We start from the raw sequence: 17,024 nt of genomic DNA, 5'->3' as shown, positions 1-17,024 counted from the left end.
GTGTTTTTTGACCCGGTTTTCCAGCCGCTCAGTCTTCCACCTTGGGATATCTCGCCACCACTTTGCGCAGGCCGTCCTGCAGGGTGAGGCCGGCCTCTGCCGGCATGGTGCTGAATTGCAGGGTGCAGACCAGCTTCAGCGCGGCGCGATGCGCGGCCACGGCTTCATGATTGTAGATACGGTTCATGCGGAAGCGGTACAGCAGCTCACAGAGGCTGTCCGCCACTTCGGTGATGATGGCATGGCCGAAACTGCTGCCGAGATCGCGGATATGTACCGCCTTGCGGTAAGCCGCTTCGCTTGCCTTGTCGCTGGCCGGATCGGCATCCAGCAGGGTGAGCAGCTTGTTGAGCCGTTCGAGATCGGCGGTGACCCAGCCGAAATACTTCTCCTGCTGGCTTTCGATGAAGCTTTCCGCTGCTTGCAAGGCCTCAGCCGCACTCTTGCCGCCTTCGCGTTTGGCAAGACGGGCAAAACGCGAGGTGACTGTAAGCAGGAGGGCGGGGGTGTGAGGCTCGTTCATGCCTTGGTCAGGCTGTTTTGCTGCGGACCGGGTATGGTCGGCAGTTCAAGCCCGTCATCGGAATCGTCAACAAGGGCGCGGCGGCGCTCCGGACCCATATAACGGCTATCCTGATTGAAGCGGCGGTCGGGACCGATATAGTTCTCCGACATCACATAGGGCCGCTGGTCATCGGCCACCCAGGCCAGGCGGTCATAAAGCTGTTTCGGCGAGATCGGTTTGGCCAGCACGAAACTGGTGCCGCAATCCCGCGCATGCGCGACATGGCGTTCCTGGGTGTGGCTGGTGAGCGTGATCACCGGCACATAGCGGTTCGGGTTCATGCCATCGGCGCGGATCCGCTTCACCAGATCGAAGCCATCCAGTTCCGGCAGCAGGCAGTCGCTGAAGATCAGGTCGAAGCTCTGGCTGCGGGTAATCTGCAAGGCTTCGCCGCCGTTATTGGTCGAAACCACCGAGCGCACACCGAAAGCATGCAGCACGCCCTTGAGCAAGCTGTGGAAATACGGATTGGGGTCAGCAACCAAGAAGGTGAAGTTGGAGAGGTTCAGACTGGGCAACGGCATTTCGGCATCCTCGATCCGCTTTTCTGCGATCGCTGCCGACGATTTTAAGCCTTGGGAGCGGAGCAACCCAAGGTAACAATTCAGTACAATCTAGACGAAAGCTGATTGATTCTGTCCCCAATCTATCAAGGGCTTAGAGGGATTCAGCCTATGCCCCTCCAGCGTGTGAGGGCCATCACCGCGCCGCCGGCGAGCAGACCCCAGAAGGCGCCGCCGATACCGAGGAAACTCACCCCCGATGCGGCCACCAGAAAAGTAATCACGGCGGCCTCGCGATCGCGCGGCTCCGCCACCGCGCCCATCAGCGAATTGCCGAAGGCACCCAGCAGGGCGAGGCCGGCCACTGCCTGGATCAGCAGCGGCGGTGCCGCGATCAGGAAGGCGGTGGCCGCAGCGGCGCCGAGACCGATCAATATATAGAACAGGCCGGCCACCGTGGCGGCCCAGTAGCGGCGTGCCGGATCGGGATGGGCTTCCGGCCCGGCGCAGATCGCGGCGGTGATGGCGGCGAGATTGACGCTGACGGCGCCGAAGGGCGCCGCCGCCATGCTGAACAGGCCGGTGGCGCGGAACAGCGGATTGGGGTCGGGCTGGTAGCCATTGACCCGCAGCACGGTGATGCCAGGGATGTTCTGCGACGCCATGGTGACGATGAACAGCGGCAGCGCCACACCGATCATCGCTTCCGGCGTGAAGCGGGGCATGACGAATTGCGGGTTCGGCCACAGTGTGGCGGGATCGAGCTGAATCGGCGGTGTCGCCACGATGATCAGCACCACCGCCACCAATACGGCTACCGGCACCGCCCAGAGCCGTTTCCAGCGCGCCATCAGCGCCCAGCTCACCACGATCGGCAGCCCGAGCAGCGGATCGGCGGCCACCGCCTTCACCGGCGCCAGGCAGAGCGGCAGCAGCACGCCGGCCAGCATGGCATTGGCCAGCGGCGCCGGGATCGCCGCCACCCAGCGGCCCAGCGTCTGCCACAGGCCGGCAATGAAGATCAGCAGGCCGCAGATCAGGAAGGCGCCGGTGGCGGCGGCGAAGTCGCCACCCGTTGCGGCGCCAGAAGCCGCCAGCAGGGCGGCGCCCGGCGTGGTCCAGGCGATGCTGACCGGCATTTTCAGGCGCAGGCTGACGATCACCGCGCACAGCCCCATAGCGATGGACACCGCCATCAGGCCGGATGCCGCCTGGGCCGGGCTGGCGCCCACGGCGACAAGGCCCTGGATGATCACGGCGAAGGAGGAGGCGAAGCCGACGAAGCCGGCCAGCAGACCGGCGGCAAAAGCTGAGATCGAGAAAGCAGCGAACATGGGGATACGGCGCGTATTGGAGACGGGCGCGTATCCTAGGCCGAAAGTCGGAAACGGCGGAAGGCTCGGCTGGGGCTGCCTAATCCTGCTCGCCGCCGGCCAGCACCAGGCTGGCATTGGCCATGGCGAGCTGGTCGGCAATCACGCCAGGCGGTTCGGCCTCGGTCACCATGATGTCGAAAGCGGCGAGGTCGCAGACCTTGACCAGGCCGGACTTGCGGAACTTGCTGCTATCGGCCAGCAGCAGCACGGTCTTTGACAGCGGCATCATCACGCGCTTGAACTCGGTTTCGAACAGGTCGAAATCCATGCAGCCATGTTCGGGCGTCACGGCGGCGACCGAGATGACGCAGATGCTGGGCGTGAACTGCGACACGAAGCGGATCGCATCGGCGCCGATCAGGGTCTGATCCTCGACGCGCAATTCGCCGCCCGGCAGGATCACGCGGTGCCGGCCGCTGCCGGCGGAAAGAATCTTCGCCACTTCCAGCGACAGCGTGATGATGCTGAGGCCGCTGCGCTTGGCCAGTTCGCGGGCCAGGAAGCAGGAGGTGGAGGAGTTATCTAGGAACACCGTGGACTCATCCGGGATCAGCCGCGACGCAGCGATGCCGATGCGGCGCTTGGCATCCGCCATCTCGCGCATACGGCGCTGGAACGGCGCTTCCTTGCGCTCCTCGTTCAGCCGCGCGCCGCCATGGAATTTCTCCACCAGGCCCTGCTGTTCCAGGAAGCGCAGGTCGCGGCGGATGGTCTCGTCGGAAACCTGGAACTGTTCGCTCAGGTCCTGAATCGAGGCGGACTCGGTCTTCTGCAGCCATTCGGCAATGCTGCGTTGCCGGATATTCAGCGTGCCACTATCGCGCATCGCCACGCCCCGTTCGGAAATGAGTTCAAGTATAAATCGCCTGACCAGAGGCGGCATTGAAAAGCCGCGCCCGGCCAGTGTCAATCGCAAGCCCGACCTCGGTGCCGACTTCCGGCACGCCTTCCACCGGCAGGCGTGCCACCATGCGGTCGACGCCGACACGCAGTTCCGCCAGTGCCTCGGCGCCAAGCAGTTCGACGCGCTCGACACGGCCGGTGAGGGTGGCCGCATCGAGCGGTGCAACGGCGATTTCCTCCGGCCGCACGCCGAGCAGCACCTCGCCGCTGCTCTGGCCCTGGCCAAGGCCGAGCGGCTTGAGGAAACCCGGATGCGACAGCCCGCCGCCATCGAGTTTGCAATGCAGCATGTTCATTTCCGGCGCACCGATAAAGGAGGCGACGAACACGTTGCTGGGGCGGCGGTAGACATCCATCGGTTCGCCGAGCTGCTGAATACGGCCATCCGCCATCACCGCGATGCGGGTGCCGAGCGTCATCGCCTCCACCTGGTCGTGGGTGACATAGATCACCGTGATGCCGAGTTCGTTATGCAGGCGCTTCAACTCGCCGCGCATGCGGCCGCGCAGCTTGGCATCCAGGTTGGAAAGCGGCTCGTCGAACAGATAGACCTTTGGCTTGCGCACCAGGGCGCGGCCGATGGCGACGCGCTGGCGCTGGCCGCCGGACATTTCCTTCGGCTTGCGCTGCAGCAATTCACGGATGTTGAGGATGTCCGAGGCTTCCAGCACGCGGGCCTCGATCTCCTTCTTCGACAGCTTGGTGGTCTTCATCAGGCCGAAGGCCATGTTCATATAGGCGGTCATATGCGGGTAGAGCGCATAGGACTGGAACACCATGGCGATATCGCGGCGCTGCGGTTCTACTTCGGTAACATCGACGCCATCGATCAGCAGGTTGCCGGCGGTGATGTCTTCAAGGCCGGCGACCATGCGCAGCGTGGTGGATTTGCCGCAGCCCGATGGGCCGACAAGCACCATGAAGTCCTTGTCGGCGATTTCGAGGTCGAGCGCCTGCACCGCAGTCTGGGTGCCATAGCGCTTGGTGATCTGGCGGAGCGAAACGGTTGCCATGATTGGGTCCTTACTTACTTGAGGCCGGCATGCATGAAGCTGTCGACGAAGCGGCGCTGGAAGATGACGAAGAGCAGCAGCAGTGGCGACACCACGATCACGGTGGCCGCCATCAGGCGGGTCCAGTCGGCGCCGCTATCGGATTTGGCGAGCAGGCCGAGGCCGATCGGCATGGTGCGCACGGCTTCCGAGTTGGTGACCAGCAACGGCCACATATAGTCGTTCCAGTGCGTCACCACGGAGATGATGCCGAAAGCGACCAGGGTGGGGCGCACCAGCGGCAGGTAGACATGCCACAATGTTTCGAAATGGCCGCAGCCATCCAGCTTGGCGGCATCGCCGAGTTCGGTCGGCACCTGGCGGAAGGCCTGGCGCAGCATGAAGGTGCCGTAGCCGCTGGCGACGAAGGGCACCACCATGGCCGGCAGGCTGTTGAGCAGGCCCATCTCGCGCACGGTGACGAAGTTGGTGAGGAAGATGGCGTAGATCGGGAACATGATCTGCAGCAGGAACAGGCCGAAGATCACGTTCTTGCCCGGGAAGGTGAGGCGGGCGAAGGCATAGGCGGCGAGCGAGATGGTGACGAGCTGGGCTGCCAGGATCGAGCCGGTGACCAGCACCGAGTTGATCAGGTAGGTATCGAACGGCGCCACCGCCAGGGCCGCCGGGTAATTGTCCCAGATGAAGGATTTCGGCAGCACGCCGGCCTTGGGGTCGAACACCTCGATACGGGTTTTCACCGAGGTGATGAGGATCCAGGCCAGCGGGCTGAGCCACAGCAGGCTCAGCGGGATCAGCACGAAATGCAGCCAGTTGCGCTTGAGGGTTTTCGTCATGATCAGCGCCCCAGGTAATGCACGCGGCGCCCGATGGTCGAGGCGATCACCGCAATCAGGCCGCCGATGAACAGCAGCAGCATATTGGCCACCGTGCTGGCGAAACCGATATCCTGATACTGGAAGGCGTTCTGGTAGATGTAGAAGGTCAGCACATTGGTCGCGTCGGCGGGTCCGCCAAGCGTCATCACGAACACATAATCGAAGATCTGGTAGGAATGCAGGATGCCGATGATGATCACGAAGTAGATCGTCGGCGAGATCAGCGGAATGGTGATGTGGATAAGCTGGTGCCAGGCCGACACGCCATCCAGCTTGGCGGCTTCATAGAGGTCGCGCGGCACAAGCTGCAAAGCGGCGAGCAGGATCAGCATGAAGTAGCCGGAATATTTCCAGATGCTCATCACGATGATCGCCGGCATCGCCCAGTCGGAGGAATACAACCATTCCAGCTTCGGCAGGCCGAGCGCGTCCATCATGCCGTTGATCGGGCCGTAGCCCGGCGCGTAGAGGAACACCCAGACCATGCCGGCGGCGACCGACGGGATCATCACCGGATAGAAGAAGGCCGAGCGGTAGATCGCCATGCCGCGGATCTTGCTGTCCAGCGCCACTGCCAGCAGCAGCGCGCAGGTCAGTGCCAGCGGAATAGTGATCAGGGTGTAGAAGGCGGTGTTGCGGAAGGATTTCCAGAATAGTTCATCCTGGAACAGGCGCTCGTAATTCTCCCAGCCGAGATAGATGATCTTGCTGGAGCCGAGCATCACGTCGTGGAAGCTGAAATACAGCGAACGCAGGATCGGCCAATAGGTGAAGGCGGCTAGAAAGACGAGGGAGGGCAGCAGCATCACCGCTGCCACCATCGCTTCGCGCATTGGGGCCGATAGGATACGTCGCATACAGGATAACTCGTGCGGAATTGCCAGGCAGGATTACCGGGCAGGATTGCCGGGACAGGTGAAGCGGAAAAGCCGGCCGGCGCGGTTGCGCCGGCCGGCTGCGACCGTTAGGTCCGGCGCCGCATCAGGCGCTGGATTTCCTGGTTCGACTTGGCGTTGGCTTCCTTCAGCGCGGCGGTGGGGTTGATCTCGCCGGCCAGCGTGCGGTCCAGTGCGCTCTTGAGGAATTCGCGCACCTTGTGATAGCCCGGCACCTGCAGGAAGGCGCCGGCATAGGCGGCCTGATCCAGCGCCACCTTGGCCGCCGGCACCTCGTTCACGAACTTCTTCAGCTCGGCGCTTTCCCACGACGACTTGCGCGCCGCGATATAGCCCGTGGCCTGGCACCATTCGGTCTGGTTCTTGGTGTTGGTCATCCAGCGCGCGAAGGTCCAGCTTGCCTTCAGGTGGGCGTCCGGCTGCTTCTTGGCGATGAAGATCGGACCGCCGCCGATGGTGGCGCCGTAGGTCTTGTTCTTCGGCATGAAGGCCACGCCGACATCGAACGGCGAGGACTTGCGCAGGTTGGTGAGCGAGCCGGTGGAGTGGTAGAGCATCGCGGTACGGCCGGCCATGAAATCGTTGGCCGAGCTTTCCCAGGTGGAAGCCGCCGGCATCACGCCCGCCTTCACCATCTTCACCCAGAATTCCAGGGCGTCGATCGCTTCCGGCGATTCGAACAGCACCTTGTCCTTCTGCCACGGCACCAAGCCGTTCTGGCGCACATAGCTTTCGAAGATCCAGTCATGCCAGCCGCCGCCGATGGTGAGGCCCCACTGGGTCACGTCGGCGCCCTGGCGGATGGTCAGCGCCTTGGCGGTCTCGAGCAGTTCGTTCCAGGTATCGGGGATCTTGGTGATGCCGGCCTTGGCGAAGGCGGCCTTGTTCACATAGAGCACCGGGGTGGAGCACTGGAAGGGCAGGCCGTAGAGCTTGCTTTCGGATTCGCAGATGCCGAGGAAGCCGGGCAGGAAGTCCTGGTAGATGTCGTCGGCCTTGGCCAGCGCGGTCACATCGGCCAGCGCATCCATGCCGAGGAAGGTCTGCAGCGCCGAGTTGATCGGCAGCCAGGTGGCCGGCGGATCGCCCACGCCCAGCGAGGTCATCACCTTCTGCTCGGTATTGTCGTAGCTGCCGGCGTAGATCGCCTCCACCTTGATCTTGTCATGGGCGGCGTTGAACTCGTTGATCATGCCGGTGACGATGCGGTTGATATCGCCCGACACGCCGATCGGATACATGAATTGCAGCTTCACCACGTCGCTGCCTTGGGCGAAAAGCGGGCTGGAGCCGAACATGCCGGCCGCCGAAACCGCCGCAGCACTTCCCTGCAGGAAGTGGCGCCGGGAAATCTGGGATTTCATCTTGGTCATCGTTGAGTTCCTCGTGGTTGGTAGCCGTTGATCCGGTTCTCGTACGCCACTCTTGTTGCCCCGGCCGGACCTTGCTGCCGCCAGCCGGTCGGGAAGTGCCGGCTGGGGGAACAGCACGATCCGTGCCATTGTTTACGCTTTGATGATCTTTTGATGAAAATTGTGAGTTTTGTTGGTTTTTGTTGGTTCGTGTCCCCCGTTTATTTTTCATCTTTGGCAAAGATGGTCGATTTCCGGCACTTATTCAGCCAAAATTTTACGCAAAATGCCACAAAATAAATCTGGCATTAAACTAAAAGCTCACATATTTCCTCATGTTGCAGTGCGATTGGACTTGGATGCCACCAGGAGGCGTAAAAATGCTGATAGCGCAAATCACCGATCTGCATGTGACGCGCGGGGCTGAGTTGCTGGCCGGCCGGGTGGATACCCATGCCGCTTTTTCGCGCTGCCTGGAGCGGCTGGCGAGTCTTGATCCGCGCCCCGACCTGCTGCTGGTGACCGGCGACCTCACCGAGACGGCGACGGATGGCGAATATGCTTATCTCAAGGCCGGGCTGGATGGCCTCGGCCTGCCGTATCTGGTGGTGCCGGGCAATCACGACGACCGCGCCGCCATGCGCCGCGCCTTTCCGGATATGCTGCCGGCGGCCGAGGCGGACGCGCCGTTCTGCCATGCCACCACCCGGGATGACTGGCCGCTGCGGCTGATTGGCATCGATTCAATCGTGCCGCGCCGCTCGGAGGGCGCGCTCGATGCGGCGCGTCTGGCCTGGCTGGAAGCGGAAGTGGCAAAAGCCACGCCCGAGCAGCCGGCCCTGCTGTTCATGCATCATCCGCCATTCCGCACCGGCATCGCGCCAATGGATGCCTGCGGCGTGCTGGAAGGCCTCGAGGCTTTCCGCGCGCTCATCACGCGCCACGCGCCGCGCATCGCCGGCATTCTTTGCGGCCATGTGCATCGCGTGATCCATGCCAGCATCGCCGGTGTGCCGGTGCTGCTGGCGCCGTCATCCGCGCACCAGATCGAGCTTGATCTGCGCGAGAACGCGCCGCTCGGCTTCTGCTTCGAGCCGTCAAAGATTGCGCTGCACGATTGGCGCCCGGAGCAGGGGCTGGTCAGCAACTATGTCTATGTGGAGCGTTTCCCAGGGCCGTATCCCTTCAAGTAGGGGGCGGCTTTTCGTGGGGAATGGTGCCGGATGAGGGGATTGAACCCCCGACCTTCGGTTTACAAAACCGCTGCTCTACCGCTGAGCTAATCCGGCAACTGTTTGAATAAAAAGAACAATGCGACGTTTTGGCGCGCCCGATTCTTCACGGTGGCGTCCAATTTGAGAAGCCGCGGTTTTATTCGGGCGTTTCAGTTACGTCAAGGAAGCGACACAAGGCGAAAATCCTGTTTCTGAAGTTGGAAGACGAGGGGGAGGTATGCTCATCCGGGACCACGCATCAAGCTCACCTTGGTCTATCTCTCGATAGCGCCATAGTTTAAGCTACCTCTTTAGGGTGTCGTTTTCTTTTTGAATCTCTATTTTTCGCCGCAAGTGTGATCATATGCCGATACTGAATGCATTTGACGAATGGGCGATAAAGCCTAACGTTCGCGCTTCCTATTTCCATATATCTGCCAACAACAAGACCGTGCAGCTTGACCGCCTCAGGCAGCAATTTGTTTGCAAGTATTTGGGTGGAAACTGCGGCAGATCAGGCTCCGCATGAGAAGGTTCCTAATTGCCCTGCTGAACGTGTTTGTGCCAGGAATTGGGATTGCTTATTTGGGCTATCGTCGAGCTGGTTGTTTTCTCGCGCTCGCCAATGTTTTTGCACTGCTTGCCTATTCAGCCATACGCACCATTGATATTGGAGATGAGAATTCAGCCATACTTTTACTGATAGGGGCTTTGTATAGTTTTGTTTTCCTCGGATTGATTATCATCTTTGCTCCATTCCTTCTGAGAGAGAAAAATGGAGGAATGAAATCACTGACCAGTGAAGGAAACGCACTCTACTCGATTGCAATATTGGTGCTGGCGGTTGTGTCTTGGGGTGTATATTTTCTCGACGGAAATCTCAGATATATTGCAGATGAGAAATGGTATTTAAAATACAATAAATCCGATGCTGGTTTTCCGAATGTCCTGCAAGGTGAACTTCTACTTATTAAGCGAAATTATTATACGCAAAGAAATATCAAGCATGGCGATCTGTTTTGGCTGGAGGACCATTTGTTCTTTGGTTCATTTCCTGTCCGCGCGATTGACCCGTCCTACATATATGCTTCGCAAGTCAATTCAGGCTCAAGGCCGGCAGATATTTCTACGTATAGCATCGACGAACCTCAGAGCCGCATGATTAAGCGCGAGGTATTAAATGATCGGCAGTATATCATCAAAGAATCAAGGATGACGCCGTTTCATTTTAACTTCTCATTCGATGAGGAGTTGGCCAAAAACATCGGCGAACAGAAAACAAAAATAGAGATACAGCTAAATATACAAGGGATGGGGCACGTGCATTATCTCTTCGACAATCGAACTTTCAGAAAGGACTCTGCCAAGATTGATTTCATCGATAGGCAAAGAATTCGCGATCTGCCATATGCGGTTTTGTATAGTCCGCATATCGCGCGAATTGGATTGCGAGTTTCGTAAATTACCCTATCGGAAAGTTACATTCCTCTGGTCGTGTTTCGTCGCGACGGTTAGGCGCGTCGATTCTTTTTTAAAATGATTGATGCATGGAAAAGTAAGAGGGGCGTGCCGTCGATTGAATTGGCGGTCTAACCTTTGGTTTGCAAATCCGCTGAGCCAATCCACCGCCTGGAAGGCCGCGCCGTTCTAGCCAAGCGGCGGCGCCAGGGCAAGAGCGGGCTGGGCGGGGGCGAGGTGGTCCCGGCGGGCCTCTGGAACCCGTCCCGGCATCTAAGCCGCTGGAAGAATTGGCGCCAAGGACATCTTGCAAATGGTTCGCAGTCGCCCTACATTCCTCGCGTCTGATAATCAGTCGCAACCGGATTCCGCCGCCGATGTATGTCTGCCTGTGCCATGGATTGACCGAACGCGATGTGCGTGGCGCCATCGACCAGGGCTGCCGTTCGGTGGCGTCGGTCTACAAGCATCTGGCCGAGAAGCCGCAATGCGGTAAATGTGTTGGTGACGTGCGCTGCATGATCCGCGCCGCCTGCAACACCAACCACAATGCCAGCCATGCCGTGCCGCTTGGCGCCGTGGCCCAGGCCGAAGCCTGAAATCCATCCGCCTTATCCGATTTAACGGCCAGGCGCGGTAACGCGCTCCAGCCCGCCGGTGAAGCGTGCCATGGCGGCGCGGTCCTGGCTTTGCAGCAGGTGGTGATCGACGCGCCAGTCCGGCCAGCGCCGCAGCAGCTCGCCATGCAGGGCGCGCGCTTCCTGCAGGTGGCCGAGCTGCGCCAGCGCGGCGGCACGCCAGGCGAAGGCATCGGGAAATTCCGGATTGATCCGCAGCGACTGCGCCAGCCGTTCTTCGCTGAGGGCGAAGTTGCCCAGCAGCAGATGCGCCATGCCGGCATAGAGATAGGCCCGGTCGATGGCATTGGCGCGCGGCCCCAGGCGGATCGCCAGTTCGGCATGGTCGGCGCCAGCCACCGGGTCGCCGGTGAGAATACTCATATGCGCGGTCTGGGCGTGGGCCGCTGGATGGCCGGGATTGAGTGCCAGCACCACGCGCATCGCCAGCAGGCCGCGATGGTAATCGCGCCGGCCCTTGTGCAGCAGCGCCACGGTGAAATGCGCTGTCTCGTTGCGTGGGTCGCGCAGGATCGCGGCATCCAGCAGCCGCAGCGCCTCGGCATGATCGGCATCGCGCTGCTCGCTCCAGCCGCTGATGACTTTCATGGCGATGCCATGGGCATAGCCGGTGAGGGCGTCGGTTGAGTCGGGATCGAGGGCGCGGGCGGTGGCAAAGCGGCGGATCGACTCTTCCGCCTTGGCCTTGTTCGACCCGCCGCGCAGGGCATCCCAGCCGGCCTTGATTTCCGCCTGCACTGCCGCATCCGGTTTGCCGCGCGGCGGCAGGTCCTGGCTGGCGGCATTGAGTTTCGCCACGAAAACACGCAAGGCCATGTCGCGTGCCAAGGCCGGGGTGATGCTCTCCACGCGCCGGCTTTCCACCCAGATGATGCGGCCATCCTTCGCTGCTTCGGCACGCAGGTTGAGGCTGTAGCCATCGCGTTCCTGGCGCAGGCTGCCCTGTATCCTGGTGCCGAGCCGGCGGTCAATCGCCGCTGCCGGCAGCCCGGCGAGCGCGGTGGCGAGGTCGTCGGCGAAGGCCTGGGCCTGGCGCGCGGTAACATCGCTGCGATCCAGCACCGCCAATGGCGCCAGTGCGAAGGCGAAACGCGGCACGTCGGCTTGCGGGGTGGATGCGGGGCGCAGCAGCCCGGCGACCAGGGCGATCACGGCGCAGGCGGCCGCCAGGCCATAGGGCAGGCGCCAGCCGGCAGGCGGCGATGCGGCTTGCGCTGCCGCAGGGCTGGGGATTTTCGCCACCTGCGGTGTCAGCGGCGCGGCTTCCAGTTGTGCCAGGAAGGCCAGCGTTTCCGGGCTTGGCTGCACACCGAGTTCGGTATCCAGCATGGCAGCGAAATCGCGATGCGCCTGCTGCGCCGCTGCCAGGCCCTTGAAGCGGGCGATTGCCTCCAGCGCCAGGCAATGGGCCGCTTCATCAAAGGGATCAAGCTGCTGCAGTTTCTGCGCCGCAATCAGGGCATCGGTTGCGGCCCCGGCGGCTACGCTGGCGCGCAGCGACCGGCCCAGCAATGCCAGGGCCTTTTCCCGCCATAACACCCGATGGACGCGCAGCCACTCCTCCCAGGCACTGGATGCGATGTCCAGCCCAGCCAGCAAGTCGCCGCGCAGCAGCGCGACCGCATTGCGCAGAACATGGCTGTCATCGGCAGTCAGCGCCGCCTCCAGGTCGGCCAGGTCGGTGCTGAAATGCGCCGGCTGCAGCGCGATGCGCAGGCGCCCGGCCTGCAGGATCGCGTCGGCATTGGGGCCAAGCTGGCGGCGAATGGTCAGCAGGGTTTGGCGCAGGCTCTGGCGGGCCTGGTCGTCGAAACGCTCGCCCCAGAGCAGGGCGGCAAGCTCCTCGCGGGTAGCGGCATGGCCGGGCTGGGCGGCCAGATAGGCGAGCAAGGCCTGCGCCTTGCGGCCCAGGCCATCGGTGATCGACTGGCCTTCCAGCTTGGCTAGAAATGGCCCCAGCAGGCAGAGATGCAGGGCGCGCTCAAGCCTGGGCGGGGAGGTTATTCTCGCCGAATATGTCATGATCTGGCCCGCATACCCTCGAGATTTAGCGGTGACAGCCTATTCAGCCATGAAAATATGGCCATGCGTGTGAAATTTTCAGCGGGTGCTCGTGCTTTTTGACGCTGCTTTGACGGCGCGGCAGCAGATTAACGGCAATGCCGATGTGCCGCCTGCCGTCTTTGCTGATGCTGTTGCTCGGACTCGCCGCGATGGGGGTGGGGTCATCCTGGGCGCAGCCCGCCGCCTATCGCGACTATGCTGAATTCTATCTGCCGGAAGGCGGTAGGGCGGAGGGCGGGGATAAGGTGCCGCTTGTCATCATGCTGGAAGGCACCGGTGGCAGCCGCGCCTGGGCGCCGAATGCCTGGACGCCCTGGCTGAACCAGCGCGGTATCGCCACGGTACAGATTCGCAGCGCCGCCTCGCGCAAGCGACCGAACGGCAACTGGTCCGGCACCGGCTGTAGCCTGCTGTATTACTATGACGCCGCTGCCGTGCTGGAACTGGCCCGCCTGGAGCAGCCGCGCATCGACACCATGCGCTATGCCGTGATGGGCTTCTCGCGCGGCGGCACCGAGGCCTTGAACACGCGCAAGAGTTTCCCGGCCGACCGGCCACCGACGGCGGTGTTTTCCTTCTATCCCGGCTGCGAAGGCTATTGTCCCAGCGACTACACGGCCGATGGTCCGACCCAGGTGCATATCCTTTACGGCGACGCCGACGATTGGGGCCAGCACAAGGAAAGCTACGGGCGCTGCAAGCGGCTTGCCGGGGGCAAGATCCAATTTCATGCCTTTGCCGGCGCGTCTCACGGCTTTGATGGCACCGCCAGCGGCGCCTTCACGGCCAGCAACATGCGTTTCGGCTACGGGCCGCACCCGGAGGCGCGCGAGCAGGCCCGCGCCCTGGTGTGGCAAGTGTTGAGCCAAGCCTGGTCGCTGCAATTCTAGGAGAGAGACATGCAAGGTTTCCGCGTCCTGTTACTGCTCTGCCTGCTGCTGTCTGGCTTCCCGGCAGCGGCGCAGCCGCAGGAAATCATGCTGAAAAGCGGCGAGAGCACGGATGTTTTCGAGGTCTACTGGATCGACACGTCGAATTGCCGGTCGCAGTTGAACCGCATCCTCGGCATCGACATCCTGAGCGGACCGGAGGGCTTGAGCGCCAGTATCCGCGAGCAGACGGTGACGGCGCGGCGGCAGCATTGCAGCCAGCAGGTGCCGGGCGGCTGGGTGGTGTTCACGGCGGGCAATGTGGCGGCACCGGTCAAGGGGCCGGTGCAATTCCGCGTGCGCTATGACACGACCGAGGGCCAGCGCCAGTCCAGCCATACGCGGCAGGTGGCGCTGTTTCCGTAAGCTGTTTCATGAACCGGTATAGGGCGCCGAATTGGCGAAGATGTTGGGCATTTCGCGCTCAATCCGCTGCCAGTCGGTGGCATCCTCCATCCAGAAGATCACCAGGCCATTGCGGTCGGTGATGATGGTGCCGGGAACCCGGCGCAATGATAGCTGGCGATAAAGATTCTGCTTGTTGCCAAGCTGGCCGCCCTCGCGCGGATCGAACAGCGCTGCATCGTCGATGCTGCCGCCGAGATATTTCCGCCCGGTGGCAAAAGGCTCGCCATAGACCACCAGCAGCCGGTTCATATCGGGATGGTCTTTGAATTTTTTATAAAAGGCCGTCATCTGTGGCATTTCACGCTGGCAGGGCCCACACCACGAGCCCCAGAAATGCAGGAAAGTGATGCGGCCCAGGCTTTGCCGGAAGCGGTATTCCTGATCATCGGCAGTCCAGAGCGGGAAATCCGGCAGCCTTTTCCACATATCCGCCTTCACCTCGGCCGTGCGGGCCATCTCTGCGGTGGGAAATTTCAGCGGGCCGGTGCTTTGTGCCCTGGCAATTGGGGGCAGGCCGGCGGCGAAGAGCAGGGCCGGCAGGCCGAGCAGGGTGCGGCGGGCAAGCGGCATGATCGTGCCTCCCTTGAACTTGAGATGATTGTGGTAAGCCTGAGGAAACCAGGCACCGATTCCAGTTTGGTGCGGCAGATAAAAAGTATGAAACCGCCACCCTGTTTGCTGGCGTGAAATCATCGTCAAATCATGCGTTCCGGGCACGAAACCGGGCATTTTCGCGAGTGCTTCGCAGTTGCTGCGACTATCTTCGCTAGTCACTCGCAACAGCAGGCTTTTGTATTGCGCGATGCGGATGTGGCGCTTATGCAAAACCCAATCGGGTGAGCAATAGGAGAGCGCCATGAAGGGCGACAAGACCGTTATCAAGCATCTCAACACGGTGCTGAAGAATGAGCTGACCGCCATCAACCAGTATTTCCTGCATGCGCGCATGTGGAAGAGCTGGGGCTATGAGAAGCTCGGTCATCACGAATACAAGGAATCGATCGACGAGATGAAGCACGCCGATCAGATCATCGAGCGCATTCTGCTGCTCGATGGCGTGCCCAACCTGCAGGATCTCGGCAAGCTGCGCATCGGCGAGACGGTGCCGGAAGGCCTGAAGGGCGATCTCGATCTGGAGCGCCAGAATCGCAGCGACCTGGTGGCTGCCATCGGGGCCTGCGAAAACGCCGCCGACTACATCAGCCGCGACGTGCTGCGCCACATCCTCAAGGAGACCGAGGATCATATCGACCATCTCGAGACTCAGCTCGGCCTGGTCGACAGCCTCGGCATCCAGAACTTCCTGCAGTCGCAGGTCTGAGAACGCTGATCCGGCTCAGCCGTCGCGGGCGCACTCATAGAGTGCCACCGCGGCGGCGGCCGAGACATTCAGGCTTTCCACCGCCCGGCCTATTGGTAGGGTGGACATCGGCAACTTGGCCAGGAAGTCGCATTTCTCCCGCGTCAGCCGGCGCAACCCCTCATCTTCCGCGCCCAGCACCAGGGCCACGCGCTTGATGCCAGCCACCGCCTGCGCCAGCGTCTTGTCGGTTTCCATTTCCAGGCCGACGCGCCAGAAGCCGTATTCGGCAAGCTGATCCAAAGCGCGGGCGAGGTTGGTGACGCGGATCAGCGGCAGTACCTCCAGGCCGCCCGAAGCGGCCTTGGCCAGGGCGCCGGTGGCTTCCGGCGAATGGCGGTCGGGCAGCACCACGGCCCGGGCGCCGAAGGCCGCCGCCGAGCGGATCACCGCGCCGATATTGCGCGGGTCGGTCACCTGGTCCAGCAGCACCACGATTTCGCGCGCCCCCGGGGTCAGGCCGCCCTGCGGCTCGGTCAGGGATTCGATGCCCGGATCGTCCAGCGGCTCGACCTGCAATGCCATGCCCTGATGCACCGCCTGGGGCGGCAGCAGGGCGTCGAGGCGGGACTTATCCACAATCTCGGGCTGGGGCTGGGCGGGCAGGCGGGGCTGCACCTGGGCCAGGGTTTCGCGGGTCAGCACCAGGCGGCGGCAATAGCGTTCCGGATTCGCCAGGGCCGCGAGGCAGGCATGGGTGCCGTAAAGCCATACCGGGCCACTGCCTGGCGGGGCTTTGCGGTGGTGCCCATGATGGCCTGATTTCTCAGGCGTATCATGGCGTTGGCCAGGGTTTCTGGCCTGCTGTCGCGCTTCGTGTTGCGCGGGTCGGGAATTACGGGGGGGCTGATGCTTGCGCCGGCTCATGGCCGCCTTTATATTCCGCCGCGATAGAGGCAACAACATTGCCGTTCCGAGCCCAGTGTATCGGGGGGAGAGTGGCGATGCTGAGCCTTTTGTCGCGTTTTTTAGCCGATGCCGGTCGTTGGTTTGTGTGGTTTTTCCCTTGCCGGGAAAGGTGCCAAAGGAAGCGATTGGAGAGGTGCCCGAGTGGCTAAAGGGGACGGACTGTAAATCCGTTGGCGCACGCCTACGCTGGTTCGAATCCAGCCCTCTCCACCACCTTACGCGCTGAGGCCGTGCAAGCGGTCGCCAGGCCTCCAGGTGGACGGTATGAAAACGCGGTATTGGCGGGTGTAGCTCAGTGGTAGAGCCCCAGCCTTCCAAGCTGGTTGCGTGGGTTCGATTCCCATCACCCGCTCCAGCCTTAGGTGAGTTTGAGTACTGAGCGGACAGCAGATCAACAGGTCACGGCTGAAGCCGGGCCGGACAGAGCAGGACGAGAGCCATGGGCAAGGCAAAATTTGAGCGCAACAAGCCGCATTGCAATATCGGGACGATTGGTCACGTTGACCACGGCAAGACGTCTCTGACTGCGGCGATCACGAAGGTTCTGGCGGAAGCTGG

At 62.0% G+C, this 17,024-nt stretch carries 18 protein-coding genes and 3 tRNA genes; 9 read left to right on the top strand and 12 right to left on the bottom strand.

The window, feature by feature from the left end; all coding sequences use genetic code 11:
* Positions 1–28: 28 nt before the first annotated feature.
* The 8 genes from V6B08_RS20650 to V6B08_RS20615 all read right to left on the bottom strand — a co-directional run bounded on the left by V6B08_RS20650 (position 29) and on the right by V6B08_RS20615 (position 7,507).
* On the bottom strand, positions 29–523 hold the full coding sequence (locus V6B08_RS20650; protein ID WP_341984524.1) for a hypothetical protein: 495 nt from the start codon (positions 521–523) through the stop codon (positions 29–31).
* A complete protein-coding gene (locus V6B08_RS20645) occupies positions 520–1,089 on the bottom strand; it encodes a response regulator (protein WP_341984522.1) in 570 nt (189 codons plus the stop codon). Before V6B08_RS20645 ends, V6B08_RS20650 begins: the two co-directional genes overlap by 4 nt.
* Positions 1,090–1,232: 143 nt before the next feature.
* The gene (locus tag V6B08_RS20640; protein WP_341984520.1) at positions 1,233–2,402 is read right to left on the bottom strand and encodes a benzoate/H(+) symporter BenE family transporter; all 1,170 of its coding nucleotides are present in this window, start codon (positions 2,400–2,402) and stop codon (positions 1,233–1,235) included.
* Between the two features lie 79 nt (positions 2,403–2,481).
* Positions 2,482–3,270 carry a DeoR/GlpR family DNA-binding transcription regulator gene (locus tag V6B08_RS20635; RefSeq protein ID WP_341984518.1) on the bottom strand — a complete coding sequence of 263 codons (789 nt, stop codon included), beginning with the start codon at positions 3,268–3,270 and terminating at the stop codon, positions 2,482–2,484.
* Positions 3,271–3,295: 25 nt separating this feature from the next.
* On the bottom strand, positions 3,296–4,360 hold the full coding sequence (locus V6B08_RS20630; protein ID WP_341984516.1) for an ABC transporter ATP-binding protein: 1,065 nt from the start codon (positions 4,358–4,360) through the stop codon (positions 3,296–3,298).
* A gap of 14 nt (positions 4,361–4,374) precedes the next feature.
* Positions 4,375–5,196, bottom strand: coding sequence for a carbohydrate ABC transporter permease (locus V6B08_RS20625; protein ID WP_341984514.1), 822 nt, complete (start codon positions 5,194–5,196; stop codon positions 4,375–4,377).
* A gap of 2 nt (positions 5,197–5,198) precedes the next feature.
* Positions 5,199–6,095, bottom strand: a complete 897-nt coding sequence (locus V6B08_RS20620; RefSeq protein WP_341984512.1) for a carbohydrate ABC transporter permease — start codon at positions 6,093–6,095, stop codon at positions 5,199–5,201.
* Between the two features lie 107 nt (positions 6,096–6,202).
* A complete protein-coding gene (locus V6B08_RS20615) occupies positions 6,203–7,507 on the bottom strand; it encodes an ABC transporter substrate-binding protein (protein ID WP_341984510.1) in 1,305 nt (434 codons plus the stop codon).
* 359 nt (positions 7,508–7,866) lie between these two features.
* Between V6B08_RS20615 and V6B08_RS20610 the strand changes: the two genes are divergently transcribed.
* Complete coding sequence (locus V6B08_RS20610; protein ID WP_341984508.1) at positions 7,867–8,679, top strand: phosphodiesterase; 813 nt, start codon at positions 7,867–7,869, stop codon at positions 8,677–8,679.
* A gap of 21 nt (positions 8,680–8,700) precedes the next feature.
* Here V6B08_RS20610 and V6B08_RS20605 read toward each other — a convergent pair.
* Positions 8,701–8,775: transfer RNA gene (locus tag V6B08_RS20605), tRNA-Thr, on the bottom strand.
* Positions 8,776–9,225: 450 nt separating this feature from the next.
* On the opposite strand from V6B08_RS20605, the gene V6B08_RS20600 reads away from it, so the two are divergent.
* A complete protein-coding gene (locus V6B08_RS20600; protein ID WP_341984506.1) occupies positions 9,226–10,161 on the top strand; it encodes a hypothetical protein in 936 nt (311 codons plus the stop codon).
* A 374-nt stretch (positions 10,162–10,535) separates the two neighbouring features.
* Positions 10,536–10,757, top strand: coding sequence for a (2Fe-2S)-binding protein (locus V6B08_RS20595; RefSeq protein ID WP_341984504.1), 222 nt, complete (start codon positions 10,536–10,538; stop codon positions 10,755–10,757).
* Positions 10,758–10,778: 21 nt separating this feature from the next.
* Here the strand turns inward: V6B08_RS20595 and V6B08_RS20590 are convergent, their stop codons facing one another.
* Entirely contained in the window at positions 10,779–12,818 is a 2,040-nt protein-coding gene (locus V6B08_RS20590) for a BTAD domain-containing putative transcriptional regulator (RefSeq protein WP_341984502.1), read from the bottom strand.
* A 137-nt stretch (positions 12,819–12,955) separates the two neighbouring features.
* Here V6B08_RS20590 and V6B08_RS20585 point away from each other — a divergent pair, with 137 nt between their 5' ends.
* Positions 12,956–13,750 carry a dienelactone hydrolase family protein gene (locus tag V6B08_RS20585; protein ID WP_341984500.1) on the top strand — a complete coding sequence of 265 codons (795 nt, stop codon included), beginning with the start codon at positions 12,956–12,958 and terminating at the stop codon, positions 13,748–13,750.
* A gap of 9 nt (positions 13,751–13,759) precedes the next feature.
* Positions 13,760–14,155: a hypothetical protein gene (locus V6B08_RS20580; protein ID WP_341984498.1), complete on the top strand. Its 396-nt coding sequence runs from the start codon at positions 13,760–13,762 to the stop codon at positions 14,153–14,155.
* Between the two features lie 6 nt (positions 14,156–14,161).
* Here V6B08_RS20580 and V6B08_RS20575 read toward each other — a convergent pair whose 3' ends face one another.
* Positions 14,162–15,055, bottom strand: a complete 894-nt coding sequence (locus V6B08_RS20575) for a redoxin domain-containing protein (RefSeq protein ID WP_341984496.1) — start codon at positions 15,053–15,055, stop codon at positions 14,162–14,164.
* Between V6B08_RS20575 and bfr the strand changes: the two genes are divergently transcribed.
* On the top strand, positions 15,054–15,518 hold the full coding sequence (gene bfr, locus V6B08_RS20570; protein WP_341984494.1) for a bacterioferritin: 465 nt from the start codon (positions 15,054–15,056) through the stop codon (positions 15,516–15,518). The genes V6B08_RS20575 and bfr overlap by 2 nt on opposite strands.
* Positions 15,519–15,533: 15 nt before the next feature.
* On the opposite strand, the gene rlmB is transcribed toward bfr, so the two are convergent.
* Positions 15,534–16,424 carry a 23S rRNA (guanosine(2251)-2'-O)-methyltransferase RlmB gene (gene rlmB / locus V6B08_RS20565; protein WP_341984492.1) on the bottom strand — a complete coding sequence of 297 codons (891 nt, stop codon included), beginning with the start codon at positions 16,422–16,424 and terminating at the stop codon, positions 15,534–15,536.
* Positions 16,425–16,593: 169 nt separating this feature from the next.
* Here rlmB and V6B08_RS20560 point away from each other — a divergent pair.
* From V6B08_RS20560 to V6B08_RS20550, 3 genes are all read left to right on the top strand, one after another.
* Positions 16,594–16,679, top strand: a tRNA-Tyr gene (locus V6B08_RS20560).
* A gap of 68 nt (positions 16,680–16,747) precedes the next feature.
* Positions 16,748–16,821 (top strand) — tRNA-Gly (locus tag V6B08_RS20555).
* Between the two features lie 84 nt (positions 16,822–16,905).
* The coding region (locus V6B08_RS20550) for a GTP-binding protein (protein WP_341984892.1) at positions 16,906–17,024 on the top strand (119 nt) is incomplete at its 3' end.

It is taken from the genome of Ferrovibrio sp. MS7 (genome assembly GCF_038404985.1).
GTDB lineage: Bacteria > Pseudomonadota > Alphaproteobacteria > Ferrovibrionales > Ferrovibrionaceae > Ferrovibrio > Ferrovibrio plantarum.
Note: the sequence above shows the minus strand (reverse complement) of the source record. Positions and strands in the feature narration are given on the sequence as shown.